This window comes from Methanoculleus nereidis (assembly GCF_032944295.1).
GTDB lineage: Archaea > Halobacteriota > Methanomicrobia > Methanomicrobiales > Methanoculleaceae > Methanoculleus > Methanoculleus nereidis.
The window spans coordinates 156,760-172,112 of sequence record NZ_JABFFQ010000001.1 but is presented as its reverse complement, the minus strand read 5'-3'; the positions used below and the strand labels follow the sequence as shown (position 1 = coordinate 172,112).

Genomic DNA, 15,353 nt, shown 5'->3' with positions numbered 1-15,353 from the left:
AAATCGCCGTTGGGGACACGTCCTCGGTCGGCCGTGCGCACAAGCATTCACCGCTGCATCCCTCCTCCACCCCGCGACCCCATGGGCGCCGAACGTCCACGGTAAGTCTGCTCCCTTCCGGGCCTGAACCGGTACCCGCGGCAAAAGGTCGCCGCCCCCTCCGGGGCATTGATCCCTTTCCGCCGACCTCATGGGACGAGGCTTCTCAGTCGGGACGCAGAGGATCCTGCAGGCCGCTGCGGCCTTCCTCAGACTTCGCCCCCCGCTAACGGCGGTTTCGGGTGACAGGTGACGCCGAGCCACCCGGGCTAGTCCCCGTATATACTGGAGTCTATGGGATAAAAATAGCTCCGCCCACCCGGGCACGCCAGGCCCGGGTGATCGCTTCGATCTTCCCGGCGTCCTTCTTCTCGAAGAGGTCAAGGGCGGCAAGGTCGATCCCTGGCGGGAGGACAGTCGGAAGCAGCCGCAGATCGCCCTGGTAGATCTCGATCTCGTGCGCGCCGTTGGCAGTGGCGACGAGGATGGGGTCCCGCGCGACCGGCAGGCGTCGGAGGTCATCGTAGGACCGGTGCATCGTCACCTCCCCAACACCGCAGGATTCCCGGTTCACCCGGAGGTTGCAGGCGGTCCAGTAGGCCGCCGCGTACCAGGCGTCGTTCGCAATCACGTGGGGGATGCCCGCCCGGGCAGCGGCAAGGCTGAGGGTGCCGGCGCCACAGCAGGCATCGACGAACATCCGGGGTTGGTGCCGATCCATCTCACGTTCGAGCGAGAGAATCTTTGGGTCTCTTTCCCGGGGGAACTCGATGTGCAGGGCCGACTGCTGCTTGTAGATAACGATAGGTCCCGCACGGGTCGTGAAGACGTCGGACCGGACGTCGCACCCGGCAAGCAGGGCGTGCTCTGCGGGCTCCGCACCGGTATCGCTGACCCCCGGGGTCCCGGGACCCGTCCGGACAACCCCCCGGATCTCGGGAACTTCGGCGACCAGGCGTCCGGCGGTCCGCTCCCTGGCCGACCGGGAGAGGAGGACGAGCGATCCGGGCGGCAGGTAGGGGGCTGAGCGCATGGCAAACCCCGGGTGGACGAGTGGCGTCCCGACGGCGGCGAGGGGTTCGGTCCCGGCGAGATCCCCTGCAGCGGCCATCACCCGGTATATGTGGGCGAAGACCTCGTCGATGAACCGTTTTCCGCAGGCAGGGCAGGGCTCGGCCGTATCTATATCGGGTGGGGGACTCCTCTTGTCGTAGACGAGCCCCATGCAGTCTGGGCACGGGGCGAATCGACCGGGAAGTTCCGCAAGGACTGTGCGGGCGTCCGTGACGCAGTCGTGCCCGCAGACCGGACAATGCATACCGATGCGTTGGGGTCCACGATATATAGTCATGCGACCTGCGGCGCGACCACGAGCCCTTCGCGGAGCCAGCCCCAGGCGTCCCGGAGACGGCTCTCCGGGAAGTAGCGCACGTCGACCCCGTTAAAGCCGACAAAGAGCCCCGGCAGGTGGTTCATCCATTCCCGCCACCGCTCTCCGCCGACGACGGCGATGCGGTCGACCCTCTCGAGACCGGGCCACTGCCTGAAGGCTTCCCAGCCCTCTCCCGGCCTCCAGCTGCGGAAGCCCTCGATCTTTAAGAGGACCCGGACGTTGTGGTGGTCGTTCATCGCTCGCTCCAGTTCCGGGATCAGGATGGTGGCGTAATCGCTCTCGCTCAGCTTTCCGTCGAACCGGAACCCGAGAACACTCCCCGAACTTTCCTTCATCCGGTCAAGCATGGGTGCTCCTATAGCCCTCCGAAGAAAAAAAGGTATGGCTGACCGCCGGGTGATATCCCGGCGGGTATGTATATACCCCTGCGGGGAGATAGACAGGAACGCCCTGTTCCGGCAGGGGGTTTCTTGAGTGGAACTGCTGCTCTCGATAGGGTTCATCCTGGCCCTCAACATCGTCTTCGCCGTCACGATAGTCTTCTTCGAGCGGAGGAACCCGACGGCGACGACGGCATGGCTGGTTGTTCTCTTTCTGCTGCCCCCCGTCGGGTTCGCCCTCTACCTCTTCTTCGGGCAGAACTATACTCGGCAGAGGATGTTCGTCGTCAAGGAGCACGAGGACCGCTGTTTTCTCCAGGGGGTCTTCGAGAGACAGCACCGGGCGCTCGCCGGCAACCATCACCGGTTCGCCACCCCGGCGGCGGAGGAGTTCCGCGCTGCGATCTTCCTCCTCCTCCGGAACAACCGGGCGTACCTGACCGAGGGGAACCGGGTCGATATCTACACCCGAGGCCAGGATAAGTTCGACGCGCTCTTTGCCGCGATCCGGGGAGCACGCCATAGCGTCCACCTGGAATACTTCGTCATCAACGACGACGAACTCGGACGGGCGGTCGTCCGCGCCCTTGCAGAGAAGGCCCGGGAGGGTGTCGAGGTCCGTCTCCTCTTCGACGCGATGGGATCCCGTGCCGGGGGCGGATCGCGGAAGGCGTTCTTTGAATTGGAGGACGCGGGCGGGAAGCTTGGCGTCTTCTTCCCTTCGGTGTACCGGATAAACTACCGCAATCACCGCAAGATCGCCGTCATCGACGGGGAGGTAGGGTTCATCGGCGGGTTCAACATCGGGGACGATTATCTCGGGAAGGGGCCGCTCGGCCGCTGGCGCGATACCGCCGTCCGGATCACGGGAGACGCCGTCCGGATGCTCCAGCTCCGGTTCTTCCTTGACTGGAACTACGTGACCGGCGAGTACCCGGGCCTCGAGACCTGCTATTTCCCTGAGGAGGATGCTCCCGGCACGACACCCGTTCAGATCGTCTCCGGCGGCCCGGATACCCGGTGGAACCCGATCAAGGAGGGCTACCTCAAACTGATCAACTCGGCCCGGGAATCGATCTGCATCCAGACGCCTTACTTCATACCGGACGAGAGCGTCGCCGACGCCCTGCGGCTCGCGGCACTCTCCGGGGTCGACGTCCGGATCATGATCCCCTGCAAGCCCGATCACCCGTTCGTCTACTGGGCGACCCTCTCGTTCATCGGCGACCTGCTGGATGCCGGGGTGCGGGCCTACACCTACGACGGGGGGTTCCTCCACGCGAAGACGATCGTCGTCGACAAAAAGGCAGGTTCGGTCGGGAGCGCGAACTGGGACGTCCGGAGTTTCCGGCTGAATTTCGAGGCGAACGCGTTCTTCTACGACGCTGCCGTCGGGGCCGATCTTATGCGGGCGTTCGAGGAAGATCTCGCCGCGTCCACCGAGATCACGTCGGAGAACTACCGGGATCGACCCTTCGGCGTCCGGGTGAAGGAGTCGGTCTCCCGTCTCTTCTCGCCGCTCGGGTGAGATCTCTCACCGGTTCAGCCGGCCCTGGACGAATTTCCTGATCCGGGGGAGGCCCTGCTCCCAGCGGGCCTGGAGGATGGGAACGGTGTAGGGGAGATGGTGCGGGAGGACCGCGGTTCCCATCACCGCCTTCTCGTAGAGCGGCCGCTCGCGCCCGATGATGACGGTCTTTTTTGCCCGGATTGCATCCAGGAACTCCTCGACGGTATCGGCCTCGGCGCAGGTGACGACCCCCCCGAGTTCGTGGAGGAGGTGACCGTCGGTCCCACCGGTCCGCCCGAGACGGTGGGTGACGGCGAGCCCGGCCGCTCTCAGGTTGTGGGACCGGGCCATCCCGCCGCAGATCACCTCGAGGGCGTCGAGGCGCGAGAAGATCTCTTCGCCGATGCACTCACCGGCGACGCACCGTTGCACTCCTCTGTTCAAGAAGGCGTAGCCGCAGGGGTGCGCCTCGGCGGCGATGCAGGCGTAGCCCTCCCGGCGGTCGAGGATCTCGGGGGTGTCGAGGCGTATCGCGGTGAACGGGCCGTCCCTCCGATTTCTCTCGATGTGGCGCCGGTAGAAGTCCCGCAGATCGGACGCCGAGTAAAAGTAGAGCAGGATGTGCGGGCCGTCGTTGGCGCTGACCTCGATCCCGGGGACGAGGGGGACCCGGATCCCCTGCCGCTGTGCCTCGGCCACGCCGCTGACCTGGTTGTGGTCGGTGATCGCAAGCCCGACTCCCCGCCGGGCCGCGAGTTTCAGCGCATCGCGGATGCGGGTGGCGGAGTCGGAGTGCCGGGTATGGAAGTGAAGGTCCGCCGGGAGCAGCCCGAGACGCCGGATCTCATTGGGCAGGGGTTTCTGGAATACGATGTCTTTATAATACTGCATGGGGTTTCTGTCTGATCACCAGTAGGTGTCCAGGGATGAAAAAGAGTTGCCTGTTCTCCGGAAACGGACGGTACCGGCACCTATCTACCTTCCAGTTCAACGGGTATCGGCTCCCGCAGCCAGCCGATGGCTGCGTCCAGGTGGTCGTCGGTGAAATAGCGGACGTCGATACCCGTAAACCCCACGAAGAGTCCCGGCAGGTGGTTCATCCACTCTTCCCACTTCTCGCCGCCGACGATCGCGATCCGGTCGACTTTCTCCATCCCCGGCCAGTCCTTGAGCCTCTCCCAGTAGCCGTGCGACTTCCAGCGGTGGAATTTCACGATATGAAAGAGTATCCGGAGAACCGGGTGGCTTTTCTCCGCGTCCAGAAGTGCCGGGATCAGCGTCCCGTCGTAATCTCCTGCCGTCATCTCGCCGTCGAACCGGAACCCGACGACTTCTCCCGCACCTGTTGCCATCCCCTCGAGCATGGCCCCCCCCTCTCCGGGGCGGATTAAAAAAGGTTCCGGCCGTCATTCGGCGGGGGACTCTTCCGGGATCACCAGTGTGTCGGTGATCTCCTCCTTCGAGAACCGGGTGAGGTAGCGGTTCCCGGCAAGCGCGACGATGACCGACCCGACCAGAACGAAGATCATGTCGAGCATGGTGTCGTCGAGCCCGTGCTGGAGGTTTGTCCCGAGGAAGGTGTCGAAGAGCCATTCGTAGATCTCCCAGAATCCTTCCATCGCCATCGCGGCGATGACGACGAACCCGACGATCATCCACCGGGAGAGGTTCAGCCTGCTGAACCGGTCGAGCAGCAGGACGATGACGAAGGCGAGCACCGAGACGGTTATCCCGGAGATAAGGTGGGCGATCTTGTCGTAGTAGGGGTAGTAGAGCATGTAGAATCCCCGGGTCTCGCCGGCGATGTGGAGGTAGAGCGAGAGAACGATGAGGAGGTTGACCTGCCAGGGGAGCGTGATGCTCCACCGGTGGGTGGCGACGGCGGGGACCAGGGTTAAGCCGAGCGCGATGACGCCGGTAAATACCTGCGAGTATTCGCCGAGCGAGAGCGCGAGGAGGACGTTTGCGGCGATGAGGAACTGGAAGAGGTAGGCGAGGTAGAGGCCGATCGGTCTCTTCATGGTTCACGGGTTGGGCGGCGTCTCGTAAACATCTTGTGCCGCCGCCAGGCATATGCGGTGGAGAACGGAACGGCGGCAACGATCGTGTTCCGGAAAAGGAGTGGAGACTGTCGCACCACTCACGCGGCGGGCGGCGGAATTTCGGCCGTTGCCGCCGTCCCGGTGCCGAAGGCGTCCCGGAGGTTCGCCTCCTCTGTCTCCGAAAGCGACGTCCGGATGACGCGGCCCCCGTACTCTTTGATGGCAGCGACCACTTTATCCGGCGTCATCTTCTTGACGAGCAGGAAGACCACGGAGTTGCCCGGCCCGACGTTCTCCGCGACTTCTTTGATGAACCTGTCGTCGATGCCGTAATCTGAGAAACGGCCGGCGAGTGCGCCGGCGATTGCACCGATGGCAAGCCCGAATATCGGCGCGAAGAAGATCAGGCCGATCAGGAGCCCCCAAAAAGCGCCGGAAAGCGCCCCCATGCCGGCAAGGTTGGTAGCCTGCTTGATCTCGGTCTTCCCATCCCGGCGGTGGACAACGACCACCAGGTCTTCCGGCTCGATGACGTGTTCCTTCGTCAGGTCGACAAGCCTGTCCCTGACCCGGAACGCGGTCTCTTCGCCGTCGTACGCGATAGCAATCAAATCGCTCATGGCTCCTCCTGCAGTTGATGCGGCCGAAAATAGGATCGAGCGTATATATTCCCTGCGGTCGGCCCGGCCCCTGCTACTTGCGGTCGCCGTTGCCCAACAACTCCCCCATCCACCGCGTCTCTTCCCAGCTCTCGAGGAAGAGTTTCACCGCGATCGTCAGCGGTATGGCGAGGAAGATCCCGACCGCCCCGAGGATGAATCCCCAGAAGATGACGGAGAAGAGGACGACGAACGGCGAGAGGTTGAGTTCCCGCCCGGCTATCCGGGGGAGGACAAGGTTCTCGGCGGCGGCGTCGATGAGGGCGACGGCGGCGATGACGGCAACAGCTCCGGCCGGCCCGAACTCGATGAGCGCGAGGAGGGTGGGGGGGATCGCGGCCACGACCAGGCCGATGTAGGGGACGTAACTCAGGACAAAGGCGATGAACCCCCAGAGCACCGCGAAGTCGACCCCAAGGAGGGTGAGAAAGAGCCAGGTCCCGACGCCGGTGATCAGGTTCACCTTCGTCCTAACCACCACGTAGTCGATCAGGATTGTACCCGACTGCGATAGGTGCCGGTAGGGGGTGCTCTCCTCTCCCAGGTAGCGCGCGAGAACCGCCGCAAGACGGGGTCCTTCCAGGAGAAGGAACCCGATCCCGACGAAGACGAGGAAGACGTCGACGGCGATGCTCCCGATCTGCCGGGCAAGTTCGGTCGCCTGCTGGAAGACGAGCCCCTGGTCGATGTAATCCCATATCGTGAATCTGCCGATATCGATGCCATAGTCGGTGAGGACGGCCGCCTGGGCTTCGAGGCTCGCCTGGTACTGCGGAAGGGTTCGGATGAACCCGGTAAAGGCCGCACCGAGGAAGATGATCATTCCGGCGAGGATCCCGATGAGCCCCGCGACCACCGTTGCGGCACCGAGGAGCGGGGGGACTCCCCGCCGGGTCAGCCATCTCATGGCGGGGGCGGTGATCATGGCGAAGAAGACGGCGACGAGGAGCGGGCCGAGGATCGGAGTGGCCACCCGGACCCCCGCGAGCACGATGACGACCGCCGCCCCGACGATCGCGATCCGGGCAGGGGGAGGGAAGTTTCCGGCGATGTTCACAGGAACGGTATGGGTGCTCCACAGGGAAAGAGTTTTCCGGCAGGGCTCTCACGCTCCGGCCTCCGCCGCCCGGATAGCCGCCCGGAGCGACTCGCCGATGACCGGTGTCGCAGGGAAGATGTTCCCGGGGCCGATGGCCCCGGTTACGCCTCCCTCTTCAAGTCCTGCAAGGAGGTGGGGGTCGACCTCGGCGAGGATGAGCCGGTTCCCCCCGGCCGTGACCTTCCGGGCGTAGCGCGCCAGCATCCTGAAAAGCCCGGTTCCGGCCTCGACCCTTCGGGAGAGGGCGAGGATGACGACGGAGCCCTCTGCCCCTTCCGGGGATGGGAGCGACCACTCGATGGCACGGATGGTGGCGAAGTAGACGCTCCCGGAGACCAAGAGGACGGTGATGCTGTCGTCCGGCAGCCGTCCGGGCGCCGGTTCTTCCCGGAACATCCCCTCCTCGACCGGAACGAGGCGGACCACGGTCGCCTCCCGGGTGGAGGTGACCAGGTAGATGGCAAGCGAGAGGATGACGCCGATGTAGATGCTGTACTGGAGCGGGAGAACCTGGGTTGAGATGAAGGTGGCGAGCATCGCCCAGCGCCCGGGGCGGGAGTATCTCCAGATGCAGGCGATCGTGTGGGGCTGGTTCATGAGTTCGGCCCCGATGAGGATCAGGATCGCGGCGAGGGCCGGGAGCGGGATCTGTTCCGCGAGCGGTCCCGCGATGACGATGACCGCTCCGACGAGGGCGCCCGAGATGAGGTTTGCCGCCCGGGTCTCTGCCCCCGCGGCGACGTTGAGCGCTGTTGCCGAGAGGGAGCCGGCCGACGGGGCGCACTGGAGGAAACTCGTGAGGATGTTCGTGATCCCCTGCCCGGAGAAGTCCCGGTTCACGTCGGCGATGCTGCCGTCCGGCTCCGGGGTCGTCTCGGTGACCCCGACGGCCATCACGATCCCGATGATGGCGAGGGCGAGCGCCGGGACGAGGAGACCGGGCACGAGGGCGATGTCGGGGATGACGGGTGCCGGGAGGCCGGCGGGGATGGCGGCGATGTCGCCGACGAGCGCGACTTCCGGGAACGCGATCCTGACGAGGAAGGCCGCGATGATGACCGGGAGGAGGAGCGAGACGGAGTTGAGGCGCGGCACCCGCTGGAAGACGAGGGCGAGAGCGAGGGTGAGGAGGCCGACGAAGAGCGCCTGCGGCTGGATCTCTCCCGCGGCGAGGAGGAGGTCGGGGATGGCGAGGATCTGGATGGCTTCCCGCGGGAGCTGGTAGCCGGTAAGGTTGCCGAGCTGGCCGAGGACGATGAGGAGTGCCGCACCGGTGACGAACCCGGTGAGGACGGCGTTCGAGACGAACCGGGTCAGGCTGCCTGCTTTGACGAGCCCGAACCCGAGCTGGAAGATTCCGACGAGGAGCGTCAGGACAAAGAGGGTGGCCGGGACGTCGGTTTGCGGCACCGGCGCGAGGACGGAGTAGATCGAGACCGCGAGGACGTTTGAGAGCATCACCTTGAGGTAGGTGGAGCCGGTGAGGAGCGCCCCGATCGCTGTCGAGAATGCGGCGGTGTAGAGACCATAGATGGGGTTGATCCCGGCGACGAGGGCGAACCCCATCCCCTGCGGGATGCCGACGAGCGCGGTGGTCGTCCCGGCGACGAGGTCGGCCGGGAGGCTCCTCCAGTTCGGCTCACCGGCGGGCATGCTCGGTGAGGGTGCGGGGTGCGGGATATAGGTTGCCCTGCCGGGATACTATCCGGGATCTCCGGATAGTTATGGAGGGACGGGTGAACGTCCCCGGGCTCGTGGTCTAGCTGGTTGTGACGCCGCCTTACCAAGGCGGGGATAGGCGAGCCGGACTGCTGGACCAGGAGCCCGGCAAGATCGGCCCGGAACGGCTATTTGGCCAAGAACGTGGCTATTCTGGTATGCGAGCGCAATGGTCTAGCTGGTTATGACGTCGCCGTGGATAGGCGGAGTCGGCCGAACCAACCGTCAGACCGCCGCGGTGCCAAACTGCGGAGGTGCATTTTCGGCACCGGAATGCCAGCGCTCTTGCAGGTCTATCGATCGTGCGGTCCGGGTGACTGCTGTCAACCTGCTACCGTCCTTCAGGAGATCGTCGATCTATCAACTCGTTCCTTTTATTTGACGGTCGGTTGTGCATATCGAAGTTAGCATTTGGAAGTCTTCTCTTCCTCGCTGAGAACAGTTTTCAATCAATTTATTGATACGTAAGAGCAATTGAGAGTCTGGAAGCCCATATGAAAGTTTACCTGGACGTTTGCTGTCTGTGTCGGCCGTTTGATGACCAACGGTCCCATCGCATCCGGATGGAGGCCGAGGCCGTGATTGCGATCCTCAACGGGTGTACGACAGGATGGGAGTTGGTGGAAAGTGAGGTGATAGAATACGAAATCAGCGAGATTCCCGATGAGGAGAAGATGAGGTCCGTTGAGAGTCTTCTGCAGGTTGCACAGGAGCGGGTTCTGATCGATGAGAAGATTGTGGACCGTGCCAGAGCATTCAATTTGATGGGAATCGGTGCATTCGATGCCCTGCACCTCGCGTCTGCCGAGAGTGCCGGAGCTCTACTGCTCACGACCGACGACTCGCTCATCAAAGTTATTAAGAAGCACGCGGATAAGATCCCTATCAAGGTATACAATCCTGTGCAGTGGCTCATGGAGGTGACGGCCGATGGAAGTGAAGACGCTTAATGAGATCAGGGTTCGGGGGTTCGAGGCACTGGTGAGGAGCCTCGGGCCTGCCGATGCGATACGGTTCATCCGGAGTTACTCCCACGGAAGCGGGGACTATACCAAAGAACGTAAGATCTGGCTCGAACAGGATCTCGATACGGTTGTTGCAGGAATTCTGGAGCGCCGGAAGAAGGATAGCCGGGCATGACTGCCGGCAACGGTTCCGCTGTTCCAGACAGACAACTTATTCTCCCTCCGGGCCGGTCAGTATCTCATGGGGCCGCCCCGGAGCCCGACAGCCGGTGGGAACCCGGCCATCACCGTAAAGGGGAACCGGCTCTCCTACGATGCTGGATAAATATGCCCCTGATTCTTGCGCAGTATGTGGAAGAAGCCGAGGAGGATGAGGCCCTCTCGCTCAATGAGGCGCGGCAGTACTATACTATGCGCAGATGAGCGAAGAGTAGTGTTATCCTCCGCCGCTATAAGAGGAGCGAAGGCACTATCTGTACCGGAGACCGATCTCTACTCAGGAGATCGGTAACATGAACGAGAGAGAACCCGGCGAGGGGCGCGGCCGCCGCCAGCGGGGCCGGCCCCGAGTTCGCCGGATGATCGGGGACCAGGGGGCGTTCCGGTGTTTCGGCCCGCTCTGTGGGGGACCCGACGAGTTCGTCGTCGTCCTCCCCGAGGAGGTGGAGGCCCTGCGGCTCGTCGACCTCCAGGGACTTGAGCAGGAGGAGGCCGCCGTCGCCCTCGGTGTCTCCCGAAAGACCCTCTGGCGCGACCTCCACGAGGCGCGGGCAAAGGTTGCCGACGCCCTGGTGCACGGGAAGACGATCCGGATCGTCGGGTGCGATCGCCGGCGGGGGGAGGGGTGTCCGGAGGGCGAGGGCGCTTCCTTCGATCCGTCGCCGAGATGAGGGCATACGCCCTGTACCTTTTTTGGGACGGTTCAAAACTCAATATGCCCGTGGATGACTAGTTCATTCCTATATCACGCAGCCGGTTGGTCTCTTCGTCAAACGACTGGTGGATGGTGGAGTACTGCACCCGCCCGGCTTTGATGCACTCCCTGACGGCACGCTCCCGTTTGCTCAGGTTGGCGGCTTTACCCGTCTTTATCTCGACAAAGACCACGTTCTGCACCTCGTCGGCGTCGGACAACCCGTCGAAGACGATGAGATCGACCGGCGTCCCTAAAAACCGCGCATCTTTCGGATTGTAGGGGAAGTCCGGGAAATACGGGATGAGGCACTCCGTGACCTTCCCCCGGGTCACCGACTGGCTGCGCTTGATGGCATCGGTGCGAATATTTCCCTCTTCGTCCTGCCTCCACGCATCAAAGAGGATCCTTGCTTTCTCATCCGAAAGGCGCTTGAGTTCCTGCTCTTTCCAGTTTTCAAGGTCTTCCCGTTCCCCCCGGCGCCAGGATTCGAATATCTCGCGTGCTTTTCGCTCGACCTGACCCTGGATCCTGGAGTACTTGTAAAATAGAACCAAAACAGCAAGAAACAGCAAAAGGATGACGGCCCATTCGATCATAGTCCCAGGAAACTCTCACGTCCCGATAAATAGGCCTTTCTAACGGGTTTTCGTCCGATGCATTGGATAAGCCCTCATTCGCGGAACTGCTTCGCAGAACCGCTTTGCGGAACCGGCTCTTCACGTAAGCGTTTTCTCACGGAGTACCTGTAAAACATGGGCCCGGAGGGATTCGAACCCACGACCGCCCGGTTATGAGCCGGGCGCTCTGACCGGACTAAGCTACGGGCCCGAGAATTGTGGTGCAGCCGGCCGGATTCGGAAACGGCGCATTCAGTTCAGATCTCCGGGGCATTCCCGGAATCTCACTGCATATAAATATTGTTCTTTGATCATAAAAACATTGTGCGCGTTCTGCAGGGCGCCCGCATACCCGACAGGCGCAACGTCCAGAAATCCGCCGTCCAAACACGTGGACAAACATCCGACGCCTGGAGTATGCGGGACTGCCTGCAAAATGCTCCGGGAAACTCCTTACTGCATCTTCTGGTGCTGCTCTTTCCACCGCATCCAGTTGTTGTAGGCGTCCATATCCTTCTGCTTGAGTACCTCCTGGACACTGTTGTCGATCTCGGTGGTCGTCATCCCGCTGTGCGTGCTCCCCTGGATCTGCTGGGTGATCTCGTCCGCCAGTTGCTGGTTTGCTCCGGCGTTCTGCACTGACCTCCTGATCTTGTCAGGGTTGAACTGCTCCTCCTGGTTGTTGGTCTTCCGGACCATGGTCTGCTGCCAGGGCCGTGACTCCATCTGCTGTCCTGCCATTTTCATCACCACATCAATTACCCGTTCTTTCTTTCCGCTTGAGGCCCGGGTGCCTGTTGCACCCCGGATTACGGTTTCCGGGGGCTTTACCCGGCCCCGATTCGGTTGCAAGCTGCAGCCTGCCGGGCAACAGTGGGACATCGGATACTTATAAGTTGCGGCCGCCGGCCATTTTCGTCTTCCCGTCGAAGCAATGGATTAACGGCCTCTTCCTGTGCGGCTAAGCGTCGAACGGCTCTTTTTCGTGGGGCATGCCGGCGGCGCCGGTGCAGAGGAGGGGGCGTCAGGTGGTGGGTGGGGGCGGCGCTATCCAGACCCGTGGCCGCCCGGGAAGAAACGTCCCGATTCATGGAATCTCAATTTCAGCTTCCGCTTCGTATACGAACTCCCGCACCCACTTGGGGAGATCCTCAAAGCGCTCTGCCTTGTGAAATTCATCTTGGATCTCGAACCGCTTTTCCAGACTGAGATTTGACCGGGCCCGGGTTGAGATACCGAGAGCCCGCCCCAATCTCCGGGACATGTTGGCATTCGCCTGGGTTGGTTTTCTGGTTTTGGGTGTCATATCTCGTCAATCCTCCGTTATCTTAGAGTTTCATGCCCTTATCCTGGATTACTAGCGCTTTCCGGTTCAGGACGATCATATATTTCTGTGTATCTACCTGAACCGTATCATATCCTTTCATTACGGGAACAGCAGCCCGGTTGGAATGCTTTCCACAACCTTCGCGTGAATAGGCAATTTGCACCGTTCCCTGCATTATCCGGCCCTTACGCACCCTCGGCTTCCCGGATGACCGAGAGCACCTCCCGCTTCTTCTCATCCAGGAGGCTCCTCGTATCCGCTTCGATGTTCAGCCGCACCACCGGCTCGGTGTGGGAGCGGCGGATGTTGAACCACCAGTCGGGATAGGTCGCCGTCAGCCCGTCGAGCCGGTCAAGTTCCGCGTCCCGGTAGCGCGCCGCAAGCACCGCGAGCACCGCCGCCGGTTCGCTCACCGCCAGGTTGATCTCCCCGGTCGAGGGGTAGCGGTCGAGGGGCTCAACAAGTTCGGAGAGCGTCCGGCCGCTCGCGGCGAGGATGTTTGCAACCATGACCAGCGTGAGAAGCCCGTTATCGGTAAACCCCATGTCCCGGTAGTAGTAGTGCCCGGAGAGTTCCCCGGCGAAGAGGGCGTCCTCCTCGCGCATCGCGGCCTTGATGAAGGCGTGGCCGACCCTCGAGCGGACGCCCCGGCCCCCGGCCCGCCCGATCGCCTCGCGGACCGCCCGGCTCGACCGGAGATCGTAGAGGATCGTTGCCCCCGGGTTCTCTTCGAGCAGGAACTCCGCGACGAGGCCGGTCACCAGGTCTTCCCGGACGCGCTCGCCCCGCTCGTCGACGAGCCCGCACCGGTCGCCGTCGCCGTCGAACGCCACCCCCATATCCGCGCCCTCGGCCACGACCCGTTCCTGCAGTTCCCGGGTGGTCTCCGGGTCGAGCGGGTTTGCGTGGTGGTGGGGGAACCGGCCGTCGGGCTCGAGGTACATCGGCACAAGCCGCCACGCAGGGACCCGGTCGAAGAGCCGGGGGACTTCCGGCCCGGCCATCCCGTTCCCGGCGTCCACGACGACCGTGAGGGGTTTGGGCGCCCGGACGAACCCGGCCACCGCCCCGATGTAGGCGTCCAGCATCCCGGTCTCGCGGCACGACCCCCCGGCGCGGGCGACCTCCTCCTCCCCAACCCGGTTCTCCAGGAGCGGCAGGTCGCGGTCGCCGGAGAGGGGGATGGCGTTCTCGCGGGCGAGTTTGAACCCGTTCATCTCCCCGGGAAGGTGGGAGGCCGTCACCATCGCCCCGCCGTCGAACTTCCCGGCGGTGACGGCGTAGTTGAGGAGGGGCGTGCTCGCCATCCCGATATCGGCGACCTCCGCCCCGGCTTCGACCGCTCCCGTGATGAACGCCCGGGAGAGCGGTACCGATGAAAGCCGCATGTCTCGCCCGACGACGATCCGCTCCGCCGCAAGAAGGGCTACAAATGCGTTCCCGATTCTCTTCGCCGTCGCCTCATCGAGCTCGTCCGGGTAGCGCCCCCGGATGTCGTAGGCCCGAAAGATCCCGGTCATTCACGCCTCCCCTCGGAGCGGCGAGATAGCCCGCAGCCGCTCGATGATCCCCGGGAGCACTTCAAGGACGTAGTCGACGTCTTCTTCGGTGTTCGCGTACCCGAGGGTGAGCCGGAGCGAGCCGTGGGCGTGCTCCGGCGCCAGACCGCACGAGGTCAGGACGTGCGAGGGCTCAAGCGACGCCGAGGTGCAGGCGCTCCCCGTCGAGGCGGCAATCCCGAGGGCGTCGAGCATGAGAAGGATCGACTCCCCCTCGACGTAGCGGAATGCGACGTTCACGTTGTTTGCCAGCCGTTCGGTCGGGTGGCCGTTTACGCGGGTGTCCGGGATCGCATCCAGGATCCCCCGGATCAACCGGTCCCGCATCGCGGCAAGCCGGGGGGCGTTCCGGGGCATCCCGGCGACTGCGAGTTCGATCGCCCGCCCGAGCCCCACGATCCCGGGAACGTTCTCGGTTCCGGCTCGCTTCCCCCGCTCCTGCGCCCCGCCGTCCATGAACGTCCCGATCCGTGTTCTTTTCCTGACATAGAGCGCTCCCGTTCCCTTCGGGCCGCCGAACTTGTGGGCGGAGAGGGCGAGGAGGTCGGCACCCATCTCGTCCACGTCCACCGGGAAGGCCCCGATCGCCTGGACGGCGTCGGTATGGAACGGGATTTTGTGGTCGTGCGCGACTTCCGCGATCGCTCTGATTGGCTGAATCGTCCCGATCTCGTTGTTCGCGGCCATCACCGAGACGAGGATGGTCGCATCGGTGATCGCCTCCTCGACCGCCACCGGGTCGACCCGCCCAAACTCGTCGACCGGGAGATAGGTGACCCGGTAGCCCTGCTTCTCGAGGCTCTCGCAGGTATGGAGGACGGCGTGGTGCTCGATTGAAGAGGTGACGATATGATCGCCCTTTCCCCGGAGGGCCACCCCCTTGATCGCCCAGTTGTCGGCCTCCGTCCCGCCCGAGGTGAAGAAGACCTCTTCGGGGCTTGCCCCGATCGCCGCCGCCACGCGTCCCCGTGCCTCCTCGACCGCCTCCTTCGCCTCGTGGGCGAGGGCATAGAGCGAAGAGGGGTTCCCGAACCGCTCCGAGAAGTAGGGGAGCATCGCCCGGGCGACCTCCGGCCGCACCGGCGTCGTCGCCGCATGGTCCATGTAGACCGACCGCCTCCGCTCCAT

The 15,353-nt window shown here is 63.6% G+C and carries 17 protein-coding genes, 1 tRNA gene and 1 other RNA gene; 4 read left to right on the top strand and 15 right to left on the bottom strand.

What is annotated here, in order from left to right:
• Positions 1-9 precede the first annotated feature (9 nt).
• The 3 genes from ffs to HL657_RS00940 all read right to left on the bottom strand — a co-directional run bounded on the left by ffs (position 10) and on the right by HL657_RS00940 (position 1,779).
• Positions 10-319, bottom strand: an RNA gene (gene ffs / locus HL657_RS00950) — signal recognition particle sRNA.
• Between the two features lie 12 nt (positions 320-331).
• Positions 332-1,357 carry a hypothetical protein gene (locus tag HL657_RS00945; protein ID WP_317294987.1) on the bottom strand — a complete coding sequence of 342 codons (1,026 nt, stop codon included), beginning with the start codon at positions 1,355-1,357 and terminating at the stop codon, positions 332-334.
• A gap of 29 nt (positions 1,358-1,386) precedes the next feature.
• Positions 1,387-1,779, bottom strand: a complete 393-nt coding sequence (locus tag HL657_RS00940; RefSeq protein ID WP_317294986.1) for a SpoIIAA family protein — start codon at positions 1,777-1,779, stop codon at positions 1,387-1,389.
• A gap of 127 nt (positions 1,780-1,906) precedes the next feature.
• Between HL657_RS00940 and cls the strand changes: the two genes are divergently transcribed.
• Entirely contained in the window at positions 1,907-3,340 is a 1,434-nt protein-coding gene (gene cls, locus HL657_RS00935) for a cardiolipin synthase (RefSeq protein WP_317294985.1), read from the top strand.
• A 6-nt stretch (positions 3,341-3,346) separates the two neighbouring features.
• Here the strand turns inward: cls and HL657_RS00930 are convergent, their stop codons facing one another.
• From HL657_RS00930 to HL657_RS00905, 6 genes are all read right to left on the bottom strand, one after another.
• The gene (locus HL657_RS00930; protein ID WP_317294984.1) at positions 3,347-4,213 is read right to left on the bottom strand and encodes a PHP domain-containing protein; all 867 of its coding nucleotides are present in this window, start codon (positions 4,211-4,213) and stop codon (positions 3,347-3,349) included.
• 80 nt (positions 4,214-4,293) lie between these two features.
• On the bottom strand, positions 4,294-4,686 hold the full coding sequence (locus HL657_RS00925; protein WP_317294983.1) for a SpoIIAA family protein: 393 nt from the start codon (positions 4,684-4,686) through the stop codon (positions 4,294-4,296).
• A 42-nt stretch (positions 4,687-4,728) separates the two neighbouring features.
• Complete coding sequence (locus HL657_RS00920) at positions 4,729-5,343, bottom strand: hypothetical protein (RefSeq protein WP_317294982.1); 615 nt, start codon at positions 5,341-5,343, stop codon at positions 4,729-4,731.
• A gap of 119 nt (positions 5,344-5,462) precedes the next feature.
• Complete coding sequence (locus tag HL657_RS00915) at positions 5,463-5,984, bottom strand: DUF1269 domain-containing protein (RefSeq protein WP_317294981.1); 522 nt, start codon at positions 5,982-5,984, stop codon at positions 5,463-5,465.
• 73 nt (positions 5,985-6,057) lie between these two features.
• Positions 6,058-7,080, bottom strand: coding sequence for an AI-2E family transporter (locus HL657_RS00910; protein ID WP_317294980.1), 1,023 nt, complete (start codon positions 7,078-7,080; stop codon positions 6,058-6,060).
• Positions 7,081-7,128: 48 nt separating this feature from the next.
• Positions 7,129-8,775: a SulP family inorganic anion transporter gene (locus HL657_RS00905; protein WP_317294979.1), complete on the bottom strand. Its 1,647-nt coding sequence runs from the start codon at positions 8,773-8,775 to the stop codon at positions 7,129-7,131.
• A 629-nt stretch (positions 8,776-9,404) separates the two neighbouring features.
• Here HL657_RS00905 and HL657_RS00900 point away from each other — a divergent pair.
• The 3 genes from HL657_RS00900 (at position 9,405) to HL657_RS00890 (ending at position 10,696) form a co-directional block, all read left to right on the top strand.
• On the top strand, positions 9,405-9,791 hold the full coding sequence (locus HL657_RS00900) for a PIN domain-containing protein (RefSeq protein WP_317294978.1): 387 nt from the start codon (positions 9,405-9,407) through the stop codon (positions 9,789-9,791).
• Entirely contained in the window at positions 9,772-9,981 is a 210-nt protein-coding gene (locus tag HL657_RS00895) for a hypothetical protein (RefSeq protein ID WP_201786423.1), read from the top strand. The genes HL657_RS00900 and HL657_RS00895 overlap by 20 nt, the downstream gene beginning before the upstream one ends.
• Before the next feature lie 337 nt (positions 9,982-10,318).
• On the top strand, positions 10,319-10,696 hold the full coding sequence (locus HL657_RS00890) for a DUF134 domain-containing protein (RefSeq protein WP_317294977.1): 378 nt from the start codon (positions 10,319-10,321) through the stop codon (positions 10,694-10,696).
• 58 nt (positions 10,697-10,754) lie between these two features.
• On the opposite strand, the gene HL657_RS00885 is transcribed toward HL657_RS00890, so the two are convergent.
• The 6 genes from HL657_RS00885 to nifS form a co-directional block, all read right to left on the bottom strand.
• Positions 10,755-11,318, bottom strand: a complete 564-nt coding sequence (locus HL657_RS00885) for a Holliday junction resolvase-like protein (RefSeq protein ID WP_317294976.1) — start codon at positions 11,316-11,318, stop codon at positions 10,755-10,757.
• Between the two features lie 157 nt (positions 11,319-11,475).
• Positions 11,476-11,550: transfer RNA gene (locus HL657_RS00880), tRNA-Ile, on the bottom strand.
• A 242-nt stretch (positions 11,551-11,792) separates the two neighbouring features.
• Positions 11,793-12,080 (bottom strand): ATP cone domain-containing protein, encoded by a 288-nt coding sequence (locus HL657_RS00875; protein WP_317294975.1) that lies wholly within the window; start codon positions 12,078-12,080, stop codon positions 11,793-11,795.
• A 346-nt stretch (positions 12,081-12,426) separates the two neighbouring features.
• Positions 12,427-12,645, bottom strand: a complete 219-nt coding sequence (locus HL657_RS00870) for a hypothetical protein (RefSeq protein ID WP_317294974.1) — start codon at positions 12,643-12,645, stop codon at positions 12,427-12,429.
• Positions 12,646-12,851: 206 nt separating this feature from the next.
• Positions 12,852-14,186 (bottom strand): phosphomannomutase/phosphoglucomutase, encoded by a 1,335-nt coding sequence (locus tag HL657_RS00865; RefSeq protein ID WP_317294973.1) that lies wholly within the window; start codon positions 14,184-14,186, stop codon positions 12,852-12,854.
• The gene (gene nifS, locus HL657_RS00860) at positions 14,187-15,353 is read right to left on the bottom strand and encodes a cysteine desulfurase NifS (protein WP_317294972.1); all 1,167 of its coding nucleotides are present in this window, start codon (positions 15,351-15,353) and stop codon (positions 14,187-14,189) included.

Coding starts and splice junctions, on each gene's coding strand:
- HL657_RS00945 (WP_317294987.1), bottom strand. CDS start 1,357: ATGCATTGTCCGGTCTGCGGGCACGACTGCGTCACGGACGCCCGCACA.
- HL657_RS00940 (WP_317294986.1), bottom strand. CDS start 1,779: ATGCTTGACCGGATGAAGGAAAGTTCGGGGAGTGTTCTCGGGTTCCGG.
- HL657_RS00930 (WP_317294984.1), bottom strand. CDS start 4,213: ATGCAGTATTATAAAGACATCGTATTCCAGAAACCCCTGCCCAATGAG.
- HL657_RS00925 (WP_317294983.1), bottom strand. CDS start 4,686: ATGCTCGAGGGGATGGCAACAGGTGCGGGAGAAGTCGTCGGGTTCCGG.
- HL657_RS00920 (WP_317294982.1), bottom strand. CDS start 5,343: ATGAAGAGACCGATCGGCCTCTACCTCGCCTACCTCTTCCAGTTCCTC.
- HL657_RS00915 (WP_317294981.1), bottom strand. CDS start 5,984: ATGAGCGATTTGATTGCTATCGCGTACGACGGCGAAGAGACCGCGTTC.
- HL657_RS00905 (WP_317294979.1), bottom strand. CDS start 8,775: ATGCCCGCCGGTGAGCCGAACTGGAGGAGCCTCCCGGCCGACCTCGTC.
- HL657_RS00900 (WP_317294978.1), top strand. CDS start 9,405: ATGGAGGCCGAGGCCGTGATTGCGATCCTCAACGGGTGTACGACAGGA.
- HL657_RS00895 (WP_201786423.1), top strand. CDS start 9,772: ATGGAAGTGAAGACGCTTAATGAGATCAGGGTTCGGGGGTTCGAGGCA.
- HL657_RS00890 (WP_317294977.1), top strand. CDS start 10,319: ATGAACGAGAGAGAACCCGGCGAGGGGCGCGGCCGCCGCCAGCGGGGC.
- HL657_RS00885 (WP_317294976.1), bottom strand. CDS start 11,318: ATGATCGAATGGGCCGTCATCCTTTTGCTGTTTCTTGCTGTTTTGGTT.
- HL657_RS00875 (WP_317294975.1), bottom strand. CDS start 12,080: ATGGCAGGACAGCAGATGGAGTCACGGCCCTGGCAGCAGACCATGGTC.
- HL657_RS00870 (WP_317294974.1), bottom strand. CDS start 12,645: ATGACACCCAAAACCAGAAAACCAACCCAGGCGAATGCCAACATGTCC.
- HL657_RS00865 (WP_317294973.1), bottom strand. CDS start 14,186: ATGACCGGGATCTTTCGGGCCTACGACATCCGGGGGCGCTACCCGGAC.
- nifS (WP_317294972.1), bottom strand. CDS start 15,353: ATGGAGCGGAGGCGGTCGGTCTACATGGACCATGCGGCGACGACGCCG.